This window comes from Streptomyces sp. NPDC057617 (genome assembly GCF_042800555.1).
Classification (GTDB): Bacteria; Actinomycetota; Actinomycetes; order Streptomycetales; family Streptomycetaceae; genus Streptomyces.
Map to the genome: position 1 here is coordinate 784,033 of NZ_JBHVGV010000001.1, position 15,994 is coordinate 800,026.

11 protein-coding genes and 1 tRNA gene are annotated in these 15,994 nt (G+C 70.8%); 7 read left to right on the top strand and 5 right to left on the bottom strand.

What is annotated here, in order from left to right; all coding sequences use genetic code 11:
• The first annotated feature begins 44 nt into the window (after positions 1-44).
• Genes ACFU9P_RS03465 through ACFU9P_RS03480 form a run of 4 tightly spaced genes read left to right on the top strand, consistent with a single transcriptional unit; the run spans position 45 to position 4,538 of the window.
• Entirely contained in the window at positions 45-1,004 is a 960-nt protein-coding gene (locus tag ACFU9P_RS03465) for an ABC transporter permease (protein WP_384077549.1), read from the top strand.
• Positions 1,001-1,900, top strand: coding sequence for an ABC transporter permease (locus ACFU9P_RS03470; protein ID WP_384077551.1), 900 nt, complete (start codon positions 1,001-1,003; stop codon positions 1,898-1,900). The genes ACFU9P_RS03465 and ACFU9P_RS03470 overlap by 4 nt, the downstream gene beginning before the upstream one ends.
• The gene (locus ACFU9P_RS03475) at positions 1,897-3,606 is read left to right on the top strand and encodes a dipeptide ABC transporter ATP-binding protein (RefSeq protein ID WP_384077553.1); all 1,710 of its coding nucleotides are present in this window, start codon (positions 1,897-1,899) and stop codon (positions 3,604-3,606) included. The genes ACFU9P_RS03470 and ACFU9P_RS03475 overlap by 4 nt, the downstream gene beginning before the upstream one ends.
• Positions 3,603-4,538: an ROK family protein gene (locus ACFU9P_RS03480; protein WP_384077555.1), complete on the top strand. Its 936-nt coding sequence runs from the start codon at positions 3,603-3,605 to the stop codon at positions 4,536-4,538. The genes ACFU9P_RS03475 and ACFU9P_RS03480 overlap by 4 nt, the downstream gene beginning before the upstream one ends.
• Before the next feature lie 548 nt (positions 4,539-5,086).
• Here the strand turns inward: ACFU9P_RS03480 and ACFU9P_RS03485 are convergent.
• Positions 5,087-5,163, bottom strand: a tRNA-Pro gene (locus ACFU9P_RS03485).
• A gap of 116 nt (positions 5,164-5,279) precedes the next feature.
• Between ACFU9P_RS03485 and ACFU9P_RS03490 the strand changes: the two genes are divergently transcribed.
• Positions 5,280-5,750 carry a DUF309 domain-containing protein gene (locus ACFU9P_RS03490; RefSeq protein WP_384077557.1) on the top strand — a complete coding sequence of 157 codons (471 nt, stop codon included), beginning with the start codon at positions 5,280-5,282 and terminating at the stop codon, positions 5,748-5,750.
• 33 nt (positions 5,751-5,783) lie between these two features.
• Here the strand turns inward: ACFU9P_RS03490 and ACFU9P_RS03495 are convergent, their stop codons facing one another.
• From ACFU9P_RS03495 to ACFU9P_RS03505, 3 genes are read right to left on the bottom strand one after another with little or no spacing between them, the layout of a single operon-like run.
• Positions 5,784-6,557, bottom strand: coding sequence for a lactate utilization protein C (locus ACFU9P_RS03495; RefSeq protein WP_384077559.1), 774 nt, complete (start codon positions 6,555-6,557; stop codon positions 5,784-5,786).
• Positions 6,554-8,047, bottom strand: coding sequence for a LutB/LldF family L-lactate oxidation iron-sulfur protein (locus ACFU9P_RS03500; RefSeq protein WP_384077561.1), 1,494 nt, complete (start codon positions 8,045-8,047; stop codon positions 6,554-6,556). The genes ACFU9P_RS03495 and ACFU9P_RS03500 overlap by 4 nt, the downstream gene beginning before the upstream one ends.
• Positions 8,044-8,763, bottom strand: coding sequence for a (Fe-S)-binding protein (locus ACFU9P_RS03505; protein ID WP_384077563.1), 720 nt, complete (start codon positions 8,761-8,763; stop codon positions 8,044-8,046). Before ACFU9P_RS03505 ends, ACFU9P_RS03500 begins: the two co-directional genes overlap by 4 nt.
• 123 nt (positions 8,764-8,886) lie before the next feature.
• Between ACFU9P_RS03505 and cobF the strand changes: the two genes are divergently transcribed.
• The gene (gene cobF / locus ACFU9P_RS03510; RefSeq protein WP_384077565.1) at positions 8,887-9,687 is read left to right on the top strand and encodes a precorrin-6A synthase (deacetylating); all 801 of its coding nucleotides are present in this window, start codon (positions 8,887-8,889) and stop codon (positions 9,685-9,687) included.
• 134 nt (positions 9,688-9,821) lie between these two features.
• Here the strand turns inward: cobF and ACFU9P_RS03515 are convergent, their stop codons facing one another.
• A complete protein-coding gene (locus tag ACFU9P_RS03515; RefSeq protein WP_384077567.1) occupies positions 9,822-13,157 on the bottom strand; it encodes a family 78 glycoside hydrolase catalytic domain in 3,336 nt (1,111 codons plus the stop codon).
• A 362-nt stretch (positions 13,158-13,519) separates the two neighbouring features.
• On the opposite strand from ACFU9P_RS03515, the gene ACFU9P_RS03520 reads away from it, so the two are divergent.
• Positions 13,520-15,895 carry a discoidin domain-containing protein gene (locus tag ACFU9P_RS03520; RefSeq protein WP_384077569.1) on the top strand — a complete coding sequence of 792 codons (2,376 nt, stop codon included), beginning with the start codon at positions 13,520-13,522 and terminating at the stop codon, positions 15,893-15,895.
• Positions 15,896-15,994: the final 99 nt, after the last annotated feature.

Consider the following 15,994-nt stretch of genomic DNA (forward strand, 5'->3'; position numbering starts at 1 on the left):
CCTGTGACCACGCGCAGCACTGAGCCGAAGCGACCGGAAAGCACATGACCACTTCCACGTACCTGTTCCGACGGGCCCTCCAGGCCGTCGCGGTGATCGTCATCGTGACGATCGTGGTCTTCTGTCTGCTGCACGCCCTGCCCGGGGGTCCCGCTCGCGGGATCCTCGGCCCGCAGGCCACAGCGCAGCAGATCGCGTCCTTCAACCACGAGCAAGGCCTCGACAAGCCACTGCCCGTGCAGTACCTCTACTACCTCGACCGACTGCTGCACGGCGACCTGGGAATCTCGTACACCCTCAATGAGCCGGTCTCCCAGCTCATCACCGAGCGGTTGCCCAAGACCCTGGTGCTCACCGCCCTGTCGGCGGTCGTCGGCCTCCTGTTGGCTGTCCCGCTGGGCATGTGGCAGGCCGTCCGGCGCAACAGGCCGGTCGACTACGTCATCACCACGCTGAGCTTCATCGCCTACTCCACACCCGTGTACTTCCTCGGGCTGATCCTGGTGCTGGTGTTCAGCCAGGTGCTGCCGTGGTTCCCGTCGCAGGCTCCGCAGGGGGACACGCTCGCCCAGGTGTTCGCCGATCCGCAGGCGCTGGTGCTGCCGGTCGTCGCCGGTGCCGCCTCGATGATCGCGGTGTTCAGCCGCTACATGCGGGCGGCCACCCTGGAGAACCTGTCCGAGGACTACGTCAGGACGGCGCGGGCCGGCGGCTCCCGCTCCCGCGCCATCCTGTGGCGGCATGTGTTCCGCAACTCGCTGACGCCGGTGATCGCCATGCTCGGCTATTACGTGCCGGTGCTGTTCGGCGGCGCCCTGGTGGTCGAACAGCTCTTCAACTATCCGGGCATGGGCCTGCTCTTCTGGACCGCCGCGCAGTCCTCCGACTACCCGGTGCTGCTGGGCTGTGTGCTGGTCATCGCGATCGCCACCGTGGTCGGCACGCTGCTCGCCGACATCGTCCAGCGGCTCATCGACCCCCGAGTGAAGGCAGGCCGGGCATGAGCGCCCTCATCCAGCCGGACCAGATGCCCGGCAAGGCCACCGCCGCCACCGCGGCGTCCGGCTCCCGGCTCGCCGTCCGGCGCTTCCTGCGCAACCGGCTCGCCGTGGTCGGGCTCGGTGTCGTGGTCTTCTTCTTCCTGTTCTGCTTCGTCGGTCCGCTGGTGTACTCCACCGACCAGACCCACACGATGCTCGAACAGGTCAACCTCGCCCCCAGCGGCTCGCACTGGCTCGGCACCGACGCGGTCGGCCACGACGAGCTGGGCCGACTGATGTACGGCGGCAAGGTGTCGCTGATCGTCGGCCTCGCCGCGGGCATCCTGGCCACCCTGATCGGCACCCTGTGGGGCGCCGCCGCCGGCTACGCGGGCGGCTGGATCGACGCGGTCATGATGCGCGTCGTGGACGCGGGGATCGCCATCCCGGCGCTCTTCATCCTTCTGGTGGTCTCCGCCATCACCACCCCGGGCCTGACCGGGCTGATTGTCATCCTGGGCGTCGTCTCCTGGCTGATGCCGTCCCGGCTGATCAGGGCCGAGACGCTCACCCTGAAGAACCGTGACTACGTCCTGACCCTGCGGGCCATCGGCGGAACGCACGCCCGGGCGATCACCCGGCACATCCTGCCGAACTCGGTCTCGACCATCATCGTCGCGGCCACCTTCCAGATCGCCGACGCCATCCTGCTCGTCGCGTACGTCTCCTACCTGGGCCTGGGCGTCCAGCCGCCGGCCACCGACTGGGGCGGCATGCTCTCGGCCGGTCTCACCGCCGCCTACTCCGGCTACTGGTGGCTCATCCTGCCGCCGGGCCTGGCCATCATCCTGGTGGTGTGGGCGTTCAACGCGATCGGGGACGGACTCCGCGACGCATTCGACGTGAGGGGACGCGGATGACCGCCGCCCAGGGCTCCGCCGCCCCGCAGGCCGGGCCCATTCTCGAACTCGACGACCTCGGGGTCGTCTTCACCACCGAGACCGGCGACGTGCCGGCCGTACGGGGTGTCTCCCTGCACGTCCGCCCCGGCGAGACGCTCGCCCTGGTCGGCGAGTCGGGTTCCGGCAAGTCCACGATCGCGCTGGCCGCGATGGGCCTGCTGGACGGCAACGCCCGTGCCACCGGCAGTGCCACCGTCGCCGGCCATCAGATGGTCGGTGCCCGTGAGGCCGACCTGGCCGCGCTGCGCGGCCGGACCGTCACCATGGTGTTCCAGGAGCCGGCCACCGCGCTGGACCCGCTGACCCGGGTCGGCAAGCAGATCGCCGAGGTGATCCGCAACCACCGTGAGGTGTCCGGCAAGGACGCCGCCGCCGAGGCCGTCGGACTCCTCCGCAAGGTCGGCATCCCCGAGCCGGAGAAGCGGGCCGGCGCCTACCCCTTCCAGCTCTCGGGCGGACAGCGCCAGCGCGTGGTCATCGCCATGGCCATCGCGAATGACCCCACCCTGCTGATCGCCGACGAGCCGACCACCGCGCTGGACGTCACGGTGCAGGCCGAGATCCTCGACCTGCTGCGCCGCCTCGCCGTCGAGACCGGCACCGGTGTCCTGCTGGTCACCCACAACATGGGCGTGGTCGCGGACTTCGCCGACCGGGTCGCCGTGATGTACGACGGCGGGATCGTGGAGACCGGTCCGGTCGAGGACGTGCTGCTCCGCCCGTCCCACGACTACACCAAGCGGCTGCTGGCCGCGGTGCCCCGGCTGTCGGTCGCCGAGGCGGGCCCGCCGGTACCGTCGCCCGCCGCCACCCGCCCGGACACCGAGCCGGTCGTCGAACTCCGCGACGTCTCGGTGGTGTTCGGCCGTGGCAAGGGTGCCGTACAGGCTCTGGACGAGGTGTCGCTCACCGTCCACGCCGGGGAAACCCTGGGCCTGGTGGGCGAGTCGGGCTCCGGCAAGTCCACCGCCTCCCGGGTCGCGCTCGGTCTGATCCGGCCGGACTCCGGCGCCGCCTCGCTGTTCGGCACCGACCTGGCGCGCACCCGGTCCCGGGCCCGGCGGGCGCTGCGGGCCGGTATCGGCGTGGTACTCCAGGACCCGGTGGCCTCGCTGGATGCCCGTATGACGGTCGGCGAGTGCATCGCCGAGCCGCTCAGGGTGCACGGCCGCGGGCTCTCCGCCAAGGACCGCCAGGCCAAGGTCGCCGCCGTCCTCGAACGGGTCCGGCTGTCGCGTGATCTCGCCCGGCGTGCCCCCCGGGAGCTGTCCGGCGGTCAGCGCCAACGGGTCAGCCTGGCCCGCGCCCTGGTCCTGGAGCCCCGGCTGCTGGTCGCCGACGAGCCCACCAGCGCGCTCGACGTGAGCGTGCAGGAGGCGGTGCTCGAAGTGATCTCCGAACTCCAGGACGAGCTGGGCTTCGCCTGCCTCTTCGTCTCCCACGACCTCGCCGTCGTACAGCACTTCGCCCAGCGCGTCGTGGTGATGCGGGCCGGCAGGATCGAGGAACAGGGCGCCACCGGCGCGACCCTGCTGCACCCGGAGACCGACTACACCCGCCGGTTGCTGGCCGCCGTGCCGGTACCCGACCCGGTGATCCAACGCGGCCGCAGAGCCGAACGCCTGGCCACCCTCGCGGCCGGCCGGACGGAGGCCCAGGGGTGAGCTCCCACGACCGTACGCTCTTCGCCGGAGTGGACATCGGCGGCACCACCACCCAAGTGGTGCTCTGCGGCGAGGACTTGACCGTGCTGGACCGCGCCGAGGTGGCGACCCCGGCGACCGACGGCGGCCAGGCCATGATCGGCGCGGCCATGGGCGCGCTGGCCCCGCTGCTGAAGCGCACCCCCGGCCGCCTCGCCGGCAGCGGGGTCGGCGCGGCCGGCGTGGTGGACTCCGCCACCGGCCGCATCCTGGTGGCCAGCGACTCCTTCACCGGCTGGGCCGGCTTCGCGGTGACGGACGCCGTCGAGAAGGCCCTGGGCGTCCCGGCCTTCCTGGACAACGACGTCAACGCCTTCCTCTACGGGGAGGTGTCCGGCGGCGCCGTACGCGGCGAGTCGGACGTCCTCGGGATGACACTGGGCACCGGGGTCGGCGGCGCGCTGTGGACCGGCGGCGCCCTGTTCACCGGGCCGCACGGCGCGGCCGGCGAGATCGGGCACATCCCCGGCTTCGGCGATCTGCTCTGCTCGTGCGGCGGCCGGGGCCATCTGGAGACCCTGGCCTCCGGCCGCTCCATCGGCGCTCGTTACGCGGACCGCACCGGCCGCCGGCTGACCGCCCGCGAGGTCGCCGAGGCCGCCGGCCACGGTGACCAGGACGCCCTCGCGGTGTACCGGGCCGCCGGAGCCGGGATCGCCCGGGCGATAGTCATGACGGCGGGCGTCGTGGACATCACCACGGTGGTGGTCGGCGGCGGGGTCAGCCGCGCCTGGCCCCTGCTGGAACCCCTCATCATGGCATCGCTGGCCGCCGACCCGCCGGTCAGCGGCCACCCGGTCCGGCTGGTCAGGGCAACCCTGGCCACCGACGCGGTACCGGTCGGCGCTGCGGCCCGGGCCCGGCGGGAGCTGACGGCGAACGCCGGGGTCTGAGGAAGCCGTCCCGCCTCCCCACGAGATAAGGGCTTGCAGATCAATAACACGCCGGTTCTGCTTGCGGATCCTTCCGAAGTGGTACACGAGCTTCTGGCCTGCGCATCACGGGCTCACCGACGCGCAAGCACGAGCCCGCGGGGCCCGTGCACCATCACGTTCGTACAGGGACATCGAGCACCGCCCCGACCGGCCCTCCCCCTGCCGTGCCCGCGTCCGCTGGTTCGACGCCGTCTCCAAACACCGCAAGTCCCTCTCCGCAGGAAAGGACACACAGCCAGGCCGAGGAATGGGTCACCGACATCCTCAAAGCCGGCGCCGCCGTGTCGTCCCCGCCCTCGGGCACTTCCCGTCCGTTTGATCACCAACGGCGCCGTCGACCGCACGGTCCACGGCTGGATCGCCGACGAGCACAGCCGCTCCACCGTCTAGAACAGCCTCGCCGTCCGCCCCGCCCCCGGACACCGCCGCCAGACCGACTGGTCCCCACGAAACACGGAAAGGCGGTACCGGATTTCTCCGATACCGCCTACGACCCGCGTACACGCTGGTCGGGACGACAGGATTTGAACCTGCGACCCCTTGACCCCCAGTCAAGTGCGCTACCAAGCTGCGCCACGTCCCGGTGCCCGGTCTCATCGGGGGAATTCCCCCGGGGTGACCGTGCACAGCAACATTACCCCACTCCGTGCGGCGGAAGGACGCGGCCTGTCCAGGGCCTGTCGGGGGGACAATCGGTGTATGACTCAGAACGGCCGGGACCGGGACAGCGAAGGGCGGGCGCGGAGTGCGCGGCCGCGGGACGGGCTGGGGAGGCCGTTGGCGTACGGGGCCGTGGGGGTGGAGCGGCAGCCCGAGGGGGTGGTGCGTACGCCCGAGGAGACCGTACGGGAGGCACAGCGCCTGCTGGACGCGGGCAAGCCGTTCCATGCCCACGAGGTGTTCGAGGACGCGTGGAAGTCGGGTCCCGAGGACGAACGCGCGCTGTGGCGCGGGCTGGCCCAGTTGGCCGTCGGGCTGACGCATGCCGCCCGCGGCAATACGGCGGGCGGGGCGCGGCTGCTGCTGCGCGGCGCCGACGGGATCGCCTCGTACCGCTCCCCGTACGGTATCGATATCGCCGGACTGACCTCCTGGGCCGGCGAGTTGGCCGCGCGGGTGACGGCGGACGGGCCGGTGGACGCGAGCACCGAGGCCCCTCATCTGACCTGACCCCGCGGCCGGCCGGTCCGTACCCCGCTCCGATCAGTCGGTGAGCAGGACCACTTCCAGGGTGCGGGGACCGTGCACGCCCTCCACGCGGTCGAGTTCGATGTCGCTGGTGGCCGAAGGTCCCGAGATCCAGGTCAGCGGCCGGGTGGGGTCCAGTCGCGGCATGGCCTGCGGTACGGATCCGACGACCTGGTCGGCCGTCCGTACGACACAGATGTGGTGGTCGGGGACGAGCGTGATACGGCGCCGCCCCTGGTCCGGCGCCGCGTCGAGGACGAGCGTCCCGGTCTCGGCGATCGCGAGGGCGCAGCCGGTGACCACGCTGTCGACCGCGTCCAGTTCCCTGGGCGTCGCCTCCACATCGTCATCCACGCGCGTGATGCTCGCGGGCGTCGCGGACAGCCAGGACGACGGGAGCAGCGGGGGTACGAGGACCGTACGGGCGCCGCGCTCGGCCAGCAGGCGGGCGATCAGCGCGGGGAGTTCCTCGGTGTCCGCGCGGTGCACGATCGCGCGGTAGTCGGCGAGGTTCTCGGCGAGCAGATCGACGATACGGGCGTCGGGCGTGTGCGTGTCCAGGTAGTCGCGGGCGGCCTCCGGGGCCTCGGGCGCGTCGGCCACCGCCGTACGGATACGCGCGAGGATCCGCTCACGCGACCCGGCGCCCGAGCCGGAGTCGGCGCCCGGACCGGCGCCCGCCCTGGAGCCGTCGCCCGTACCGAACCCGCTAACGCCGCCAAACCCGCTAACGCCGCCGACGCCGCCGTCTGCGCCGGTGCCGCTGTCCGCGCTGGAGCCCGTGCTCATGTCCCGCTGTCCTTACGCTCATTGGCGTCGCCACTGGTCGTACGACGCGCCCCGTCCCCGGCACTCCGCTGCCCCGCCCGGTTCTTCTTCCACCACTCGCGGAACGGTTCCGGCGGCAGCTCGGGCAGGTCGCGCGTGTTGGTCCACGCCCCCGCGCCCGGCAGCCTCGACGGATGCAGCCTGCGGGTCTTCGACGCGGCCTTCTCCCCCATCGCCATCACCTTCGGATGGTCGAACACCCAGCCCGCCGCCTTCATCACGGCCTTCTCCAGCCGGTGCCCCTTGCCCCCCTGGTCCGCCACCCGCTCCCGCAGATGGACCAGGACCTCGGGGATGTCGATGGCCACCGGGCACACCTCGTAACACGCCCCGCAGAGCGACGACGCGTACGGCAGCGAGGCGTCGATCTCGCTCTGCGTGCCCCGGAGCTGAGGGCTCAGGATCGCCCCGATCGGGCCGGGGTAGACCGAGCCGTACGCGTGCCCGCCGGCCCGCTCGTACACCGGGCAGACGTTCAGACACGCCGAGCAGCGGATACAGCGCAGCGCCTGCCGCCCGACCTCGTCGGCCAGCGTTTCCGTACGCCCGTTGTCCAGCAGGACGAGATGGAAGGTGCTCGGGCCGTCGGTGTCATGGGTGCCCGTCCACATGCTGGTGTACGGGTTCATCCGTTCGGCGGTCGACGAACGCGGCAGGGTCTGCAGGAAGACCTCCAGATCCCGCCAGCTCGGCACGACCTTCTCGATCCCCACCACGGAGATCAGTGTCTCGGGCAGTGTCAGGCACATCCGCCCGTTGCCCTCGGACTCGAAGACGACGAGTGTGCCGGTCTCGGCGACCATGAAGTTCGCCCCGGAGATGCCGACCTTGGCGCGCAGGAACTTCTCGCGCAGATGCAGCCGCGCCGCCTCGGCGAGTTCGCGGGGGGTGTCGGAGAGCCCTTCGGGCGCCGCCCGGCCCCAGGAACCCATCCGGTCGCGGAAAATGTCGCGGATCTCGCCCCGGTTTCGGTGGATCGCCGGGACCAGGATGTGGGACGGCCGGTCGTCGCCGAGCTGCACGATCAGTTCGGCGAGATCGGTCTCGTACGCGGAGATCCCCTCGGCCTCCAGGGCCTCATTGAGCCCGATCTCCTGGGTGGCCATCGACTTGACCTTGACGACCTCCGACTCGCCGGTGGCCTTGACCAGTTCGGCGACGATCCGGTTCGCCTCGGCCGCGTCGGCGGCCCAGTGCACCACGCCGCCCGCCGCCGTCACCGACTCCTCAAGCTGGAGGAGGTAGCGGTCGAGATGGCGCAGTGTGTGGTCCTTGATCTGCTTGCCGGCCTCCCGCAGCCGCGCCCAGTCGTCCAGCTCCGCGACGGCCTTGGCGCGCTTGTCGCGGATGGTGTGGGTGGCGTGGCGCAGATTGGCCCTGAGCGTCTCGTTGCCCACGGCGTCCCTGGCCGCGACCGGGAACGCCGGCATCCCCAGATACGTACCGCTCATGACCAGGGCTCCTCTTCCGTCGACGCCAGGATCTCCGCGAGATGCACGGCACGCAGCGGGGCGTCCTCACGGCTGACGATTCCGCCGAGATGCATCAGGCAGGAGTTGTCCGCGCCGCAGAGCACCCGCGCCCCGGTGGACACGGCGTTGCGCACCTTGTCCTGGCCCATCGCGGCCGAAACATCGGAGTTCTTCACGGCGAAGGTACCACCGAAACCACAGCACTCGTCCGCGCCCGGCAGCTGCCGCAGCTCCAGTCCCTTGACCGCTTCCAGCAGTCTCCGGGGCCGTTCGCCGAGCCCGAGCAGCCGCAGGCCGTGGCAGGACGGGTGATAGGTGACGGCATGCGGGAAGTACGCCCCGACATCGGTCACCCCGACCACGTCGACCAGGAATTCGGTCAGCTCGTAGGTCCGTGCGGCGAGGGCGCCCGCCGCCGCGTCGCCGATGGCCGGATAGTGCTGCCGGACCATGGCCGCGCAGGATCCCGAGGGGGTCACGACATAGTCGTACCCCTCGAAGGCCCGTACCGTCCGCCGTACCAGCGGCTCGGTCTCGCGCCGGTAGCCGGTGTTGAACTGGGGCTGGCCGCAGCAGCTCTGCTCCTCGGGAAAGTCGACTTCGACACCCAGTCGTTCAAGCAGCCGTACGGTCGCGATCCCGGTGGACGGATAGACGGCGTCATTGACACAGGTGACAAAGAGGGCGACTCGCATGGGCGGAGCATATGTCGTGCGCGGTGATGCGCGTAAGCCCCCTGAAGATCGCGAAGAGGCATCAGACCTCCGATGAGTGGCGCAGCGGGCGGCGCACGGCGGGTATACGGCAGACTCGACACGGTGAGAAAGATCTATGTCGTCGGTATCGGAGCGGGCGACCCGGACCAGCTCACCGTGCAGGCGGTGAGAGCGCTCCAGGAGGTGGATGTCTTCTTCCTGCTCGACAAGGGCGAGGAGAAGGCCGACCTCATGGAGCTGCGGCACGAGATCCTGCGACGGCATGCCGCGGGCCATGACTACCGGCTGGTCGGGGTACGCGATCCGGAGCGGGAGGCGGCCCCGGACGGCGCCGCCTACCCGGGAACCGTGGACGACTGGCGGAGCCGGCGGGCCGCACTTTATGAGAGCGCGATCATCGAGGAGCTGGGCGAGGGTCCTGACGACGACCGGACCGGGGCGTTCCTGGTCTGGGGCGACCCCTCGCTGTACGACTCCACGCTCGGCATCCTCGAAGAGGTCCTGGCGCGGGGCGCGGTCCGGTTCGACCACGAGGTGATCCCCGGTATCAGCAGCGTCTCCGCGCTGGCCGCCCGGCACCGTACCGGGCTGAACCGGGTGGGCGGACCCGTACAGATCACCACCGGCCGCAGGCTCGCCGAGGGGTGGCCGGAGGGCGTGGACGACGTCGTCGTGATGCTCGACGCGCACCAGGCCTTCCGGCACCATCTCGCGGCCGATCCGGTCATCCACTGGGGCGCGTATGTGGGGACGGAGGACGAGATCCTGGTCTCCGGGCGGCTCTCTGAGGTGGCCGGGCGGATCGAGGAGCTGCGGTCGGCGGCGCGCGCCCGCAAGGGCTGGATCATGGACAGCTATCTGCTGCGGCGCGACCGGGACCTGCCGCGCCGGGCGGCCGACTGAAACGTTCAAACCGGCCGCCGCCTCGCCCGCACCGTCTCGCCGCACCCCCCGGACCGCGCTCTCGCGCCGTCCCGCCCGGGCCCCCATGATCACGCTCTCGGACCGCTCCGCCCGGCCCCGCCCTGATCGCGCTCTCAGCTCCGTCCCACGAAGTCCCAGGCGCCATGGCCCGCGCGGTACACCACAAACCCCGGTTCCGTGCGCAGATAAACGGCTCCGCCCGGCGCCCTCACCTCCTCACGGCGCTGCGCGGGTACGTGGATCTCGGCCGTCGCGCCGACCGGCACCCGCACCGTGAGCCGCAGATCCGGGCCGATCTCCGACCAGACCACGGAGGCCGTGCCGCGGACCGTACGGATGGACGTACGGGCCCAGGTGACTCCGGTGCGTCCGTCGGGCCGTACGGTGAAGGTCCGGTAGCCCGCGTCGCCGGGCCGCAGCCCCGCCACGTTCTCGTACAGCCACTGCGCGACCGTCCCCTGGAAGTAGTGGTCGCGCGAGCGCGAGTCGAGCGGCCACATCTCCCACATGGTGTCGGCGCCGTGGTCGAACCAGTAGCCCCAACTGGGGTACGTACGCTGGGTGGCGATCGCGTGCGCGACCTCCGGGCGGCCGTGCGCGCACAGGACGCGCAGCAGGACGCTCGTGCCCAGCGCCCCGGTGTTGAGGTGGTTGCCGCGCGCGGTGATGTCCGCGACCAGACTGTCCAGCACCGAGGCGCGGGCACCCGCCGGGACCAGGCCGAAGGCCAGCGGAAGGGCGTTGGAGGTCTGCCGGTAGCCGGGATCCTTCGCGGTCCTGTAGTGCCCGGAAACCGGGTCGAGGAAGGCGGCGTTGAGAGCGCTCTTGAGCCCGTCCGCCGCGCCGCGATAACGCTCCGCGTTCTCGTCGTGGCCCAGCAGCTCGCCGAGTTCGGCGGTCTGGGTGAGCGCCCGGTGGAGATACGCGGTGGCCGTCAGCCGGGTGTCCTCGGGCGGGTTCCCGCCGTAGCCGGGCGGGAGGTAGTCGCCGAGCGCGGTGACCGCGAGGCCGTCGACCAGCCGGTCCAACTCCCAGTCCAGATAGCGGGTCAGGGTCGGCCAGTGCTCGCGGGCGGCCCGGTCATCGCCGTAGATCCGGTACAACTCCCTTACGAGAAAGGGGTATACGGTCGTCCACTCCGGGGAGGGGCCGAGATCGCCGTAGCCCCAGCCGCCACTCGGCACGATCACCGGTAGCTGTCCGTCCGGGTTCTGACTGTCCATCAGATCGCCGAGCCACTTCGCCAGGAAGCGGTGCATCCCGAAGGCATAGGTCATGACGGGCGCGCCGAGCTGGGCGTCGCCGGTCCAGCCGTTCTTCTCGTACATCGGGGTGTCGGTGGGTATGCCGTGCAGATTGTTGAGCAGGGTGCGACGCATGGCCCGGTCGAGCTGCTCGTAGAACGGCTCGGAGCAGCCGAAGCCGCTGACCTCGGCGACCTTCGTATGGACGACCCGACCCCGCAGATCGGCGGGGCGCGGGCGGGCAGGCAGGCCGCTGACCTGGACATAACGGAAGCCCTTGTACGAGAACGACGGCTCCCACACCTCCTCGCCCGCGCCGTCCCCGCCATCCCCACCGCCCGTGCCGTCCCCACCGTCCGTGCCGTCCCCACCGCCCGCGCAGATGTACTCGTCGCGCTGGAACCGCCCGGGCACATGCCCGGTCTCGGCGTGCACGGTGCCGTCGTCCTTGAGCTTCTCGCCATGGACGAGCTGGACGGTGGTGCCGGCCGGGGCCCGTACGGTCAGCCGGGTCCAGCCCGCCGTCGTACGGCCCATGTCGGCGACATACACCCCGGGGCTCGGTTCCGTGATCGCGGTGGGGGTGAGGGTCTCGATGATCTCGATGGGCTCCTGAGGCTGGGCGCGCAGAGTGCCCCCGGGAGCCGGCTGGGCCTTCGGGTGGCGCCAGGCGCTGTCGTCGAAACCGGGCCGGGTCCAGCCCTCGGGGGCCAGCCGAGCGTCATAAGTCTCCCCCGCGTAGAGGGAGTTGGTGCGGGTGGGGCCTTCGGTGAGGCGCCAGTCGGTGCCGGAGACGAGGGTGGTGCGGGAGCCGTCGGGGTGTTCGGCCTCAAGACGGCAGAGGAGCCGGGGCTCGCCGTGCCAGGGCGGCCGGTGCCAGTTCCAGACGTTGGGAGTGGTCATGCCGTAGAAACCGCGTCCGAGGGTGACTCCGATGGCGTTGGTCCCGCGCCGGAGGAGCGCGGTCACATCGTGCACCGTGTACAGGACGGTCTCGTCGTAGTCGGTGAACGCCGGGTCGAGCACCTGGCTGCCGACGCGCTTCCCGTTCAACTCGGCGACGTAGTAGGCGAGTCCGCTGATGTAGAGCCGGGCCCGGCTCACCGGCCGGGGTACGGTGAACTCGCGGCGCAGCAGGGGCGCGGGCGCCTCGGGCACGGCGAACGAGACTCCGGTGCCCCAGGGGCCCTGGCCGTACGGTGCGAGGACGGCGGCGTCGGTCCAGCCGGTGTCGTCGAAGTCCGGCTGTTCCCAGCCCTGTTGCTCGGTCGCGGCGGTACGCCAGCCGGGGCCGGTGACCAGTTGGCGGCTCGTACCGTCGGCGGTGTCGACCAGCAGCCGTACGAGCAGTCCGGCCGGGTTGACGGAGGCGCCGCCGCGATTGGTGGCACGGGCCGCGAGCACGATCCGCCCGCCGGCGGCGGACCGTACGGCCTCGGTGACATCCGCGACCTGGCCGGTGCGCCACCCGTCGACCTGCTCGGGGGCGTGGAGGACCTGCCGGCCGTCGAGATGGAGGGTGAAGTCGTCATCGGCGGTGGCGAGGAGGGTGGCACGGGTGACGGCGGCGGAAGCGGAGACCGGGAGGGCAAGGGCGCCCCGGAACCACCGCGGTCCGACGGGGGCGTTGCCCGTCGTCGCTTCGGCGGTCCAGATCCAGGAAGCGCTCTCAGGGCCCGGCGGCTCCGCGACCGGGTCGACGCCTATCCACCGGGCGCCCCAGTCCTCACCGCCGAGAGCGCTCTCCCACCAGCCGGCCGTGCTCCACTCCGAGGCGTGCCCCTCGGCGTCCCAGACCCGGACCTGCCAGTGGCAGCGGGTACGGGGCGGCAGCGCGGGGCCCGCGTACGGTACGGCGACACTGCGGTCGGACGCCACCCGGCCGGTGTCCCAGAGGAGTTCCCGCCCGGCCGCGAGATCGCGTGCGTCGGCCGCGGCCCGTATCCGATACGCGCCCTGCCGCGCGCCCCGGCCGTCGCCGCCGTCGAGTTCCCAGGACAGCAGCGGCGCCGCCACATCCGTACCTAGGAGCCGCTCGGCGTACTCGACCGTGGTGCGGACGATACGGAGCCGCCCGCCGCGGGCGGCCTCCCCCTTCGAGGGCTTCGCCGAGGCCGGGGAGCCGGCGGCCAGAGCGGCGACGCCGGCTCCCGCGCCCGCCACCGAGGCATTCAGGAGCGCTCTGCGTGTCCATCCCATGTCCATCGCAACCCCTTGATCGAAGCGTTTGAAACCTGATCGTTTGAAACGTTTCACCACCCCGCGCCCAGCATCGTAGGGCCGACCGCGAACCCCCTACAAGAGGTGTGCGCGGGACCGATGTGAAGCGAGTGCAGCGCCGCATCGCAGCACCCGGCGGTCGCCTCCTTGCGAGCCTCAGCACCCCTCAACCAGTCTGCCCTCCCAGGCGAGTTGAGATGAAACATCCCCTACGCCCCACCCCACCCGTCCCGTTGGGTCGAGGATTTTTGCTTCTGGCTTCAAAAATTGCGCGGATTCATAGACTTCATGCGACTGCGCTTCTAGCCTTTTCGCGTCCGCAGAGTCCCCACGAGCCGCAAGGACGTATGTCTGTGACACTCCCCCCATCCCCCAGAAGCCGTTTGCTCAGGCGCGGCCTGTCCGCCTCCCTCTCCCTCGCACTCGCCGTGGCCGGGACGGCCGCGGCGGTGGTGCTGTCCACCGCGCCCGACGCTCAGGCGGCGGCGGTCCCCGCCCCCTCGCCCCTCGATGTCCAGGGCCGCGGCGCGACCGTGCCGTTCAAGGAGCAGGAGGCCGAGTACGCCGCGACCAACGGCACCCTGATCGGTCCCAACCGCCTTTACGGCACGCTGCCTTCGGAAGCCTCCGGGCGGCAGGCCGTGACGCTCGACGCGGTCGGTGAGTATGTGGAGTTCACGCTCACCGCCCCGGCGAACGCGATGTCGTTCCGCTACTCACTGCCCGACAACGCCGCGGGCACCGGCCGGGACGCCGCCATCGACCTGCGGGTCAACGGCACCTCCCTCAAAAGCGTGCCGGTGACCTCCAAGTACGGCTGGTACTACGGCGGTTACCCGTTCAACAACAACCCGGGCGACACCAACCCGCACCACTTCTACGACGAGACCCGCACCATGTTCGGGTCGACCCTGGCGGCCGGTACGAAGGTCAGGCTCCAGGTCTCCTCGACCGCCGCGTCCCCGAGCTTCACCATCGACCTGGCCGACTTCGAGCAGGTGGCCGCGCCGATCGGCAAGCCCGCCAACGCGCTCGACGTGGTGACCGACTTCGGCGCGGACCCGACCGGTGGCGCCGACTCCACCGCCAGGATCCAGGCGGCGGTCGACGCGGGCCGTGCCCAGGGCCGAGAGGTCTACATCCCGCAGGGCACCTTCCAGGTGCGCGACCACATCATCGTCGACAAGGTGACCCTGCGCGGCGCGGGCCCCTGGTACAGCGTGCTGACCGGGCGCGATCCGGTCAACCGCAGCAAGGCCGTCGGTGTGTACGGGAAGTACGCCGACGCGGGCGGCAGCAGCAATGTCACTCTCAGGGACTTCGCCATCATGGGCGACATCCGTGAGCGCGTGGACAACGACCAGGTCAACGCCATCGGTGGCGCGATGTCCGACTCGGTCGTCGACAACGTCTGGATGCAGCACACCAAGTGCGGCGCCTGGATGGACGGCCCGATGAACAACTTCACCATCAAGAACAGCCGCATCCTGGACCAGACCGCGGACGGCGTCAATTTCCACCGGGGCGTCACCAACTCGACGGTCACCAACACCTTTGTGCGCAACACGGGTGACGACGGTCTGGCCATGTGGGCGGAGGCCATTCCGAACGTCAACAACAAGTTCACTTTCAACACGGTGATCCTGCCGATCCTGGCGAACAACATCGTCACCTACGGCGGCCGGGACATCACCATCTCCGACAATGTCATGTCGGACACCATCACCAACGGCGGCGGGCTGCACATCGCCAACCGCTACCCGGGGGGCAACTCCGGTCAGGGCACGGCGGTTTCGGGCGTCGCCACCGCCGCGCGCAACACCCTGATCCGGGCCGGGAACAACGACTACAACTGGCGCTTCGGCGTCGGCGCGATCTGGTTCAGCGGTCTCAACGAGCCGATCAACGCCACCGTCAACATCTCCGACAGCGAGGTCCTGGACAGCTCCTACGCCGCGATCCATCTCATCGAGGGCGCGACGAACGGGCTGCGCTTCAACAACATACGGATCGACGGCGCGGGCACCTACGCGCTCCAGATCCAGGCACCGGGCACCGCCTCGTTCACCAATGTGACCGCCACGCACATCGCGCAGTCCAACCCGATCCACAACTGTGTCGGCAGCGGCTTCCAGATCACCCAGGGCACCGGGAACTCGGGCTGGTACGCCAACCCGCCCGCTTGCACCGGCACCTGGCCCGACCCGGTGTGGACCAACGGCGGTGTGCCGGGCGGTCCCACCACCCCGCCGACCACACCGCCCACAACGCCTCCCACCACCCCGCCCACGACCCCGCCGGCGGAGACGGGCAACCTCGCCCAGGGGCGTACGGTCACCGAGTCGGGACACGCTGATGTGTACGGCGCGGGCAACGCGGTGGACGGCAACGCCAACACGTACTGGGAGAGCACCAACAACGCCTTCCCCCAGTCGATCACAGTGGACCTCGGCGCCCCGAAGGCGGTCAAGCGGGTCGTGCTGAAGCTTCCTCCGGCGGCCGCGTGGGCGACCCGTACGCAGACACTGAGTGTGCTGGGCGCCACCAACACCACGTACAGCACACTGAAGGCTTCGGCCAACTACACGTTCAACCCGTCGAGCGGCAACACCGCGACGATCACTCTGGACGGAACGGAGGTCCGCTATCTGCGGCTGACGTTCACGGCCAACACCGGCTGGCCGGCGGCCCAGCTCTCCGAGCTGGAGGCCTACACCAGCTAGCCGTAGACCGCACTGCCGCACATCCGAAAAGCAGACCGTACAACCGGAAATCCGTACGCCCGGCCGGGACATCCCCGGCCGGGCGTTCGTTTTGCGGCC

What these genes read in the sequence shown, in the direction of transcription:
- ACFU9P_RS03465 (WP_384077549.1), top strand. Translation starts at nt 45, where the DNA reads ATGACCACTTCCACGTACCTGTTCCGACGGGCCCTCCAGGCCGTCGCG.
- ACFU9P_RS03470 (WP_384077551.1), top strand. Translation starts at nt 1,001, where the DNA reads ATGAGCGCCCTCATCCAGCCGGACCAGATGCCCGGCAAGGCCACCGCC.
- ACFU9P_RS03475 (WP_384077553.1), top strand. Translation starts at nt 1,897, where the DNA reads ATGACCGCCGCCCAGGGCTCCGCCGCCCCGCAGGCCGGGCCCATTCTC.
- ACFU9P_RS03490 (WP_384077557.1), top strand. Translation starts at nt 5,280, where the DNA reads ATGACTCAGAACGGCCGGGACCGGGACAGCGAAGGGCGGGCGCGGAGT.
- ACFU9P_RS03495 (WP_384077559.1), bottom strand. Translation starts at nt 6,557, where the DNA reads ATGAGCACGGGCTCCAGCGCGGACAGCGGCACCGGCGCAGACGGCGGC.
- ACFU9P_RS03500 (WP_384077561.1), bottom strand. Translation starts at nt 8,047, where the DNA reads ATGAGCGGTACGTATCTGGGGATGCCGGCGTTCCCGGTCGCGGCCAGG.
- ACFU9P_RS03505 (WP_384077563.1), bottom strand. Translation starts at nt 8,763, where the DNA reads ATGCGAGTCGCCCTCTTTGTCACCTGTGTCAATGACGCCGTCTATCCG.
- ACFU9P_RS03515 (WP_384077567.1), bottom strand. Translation starts at nt 13,157, where the DNA reads ATGGACATGGGATGGACACGCAGAGCGCTCCTGAATGCCTCGGTGGCG.
- ACFU9P_RS03520 (WP_384077569.1), top strand. Translation starts at nt 13,520, where the DNA reads ATGTCTGTGACACTCCCCCCATCCCCCAGAAGCCGTTTGCTCAGGCGC.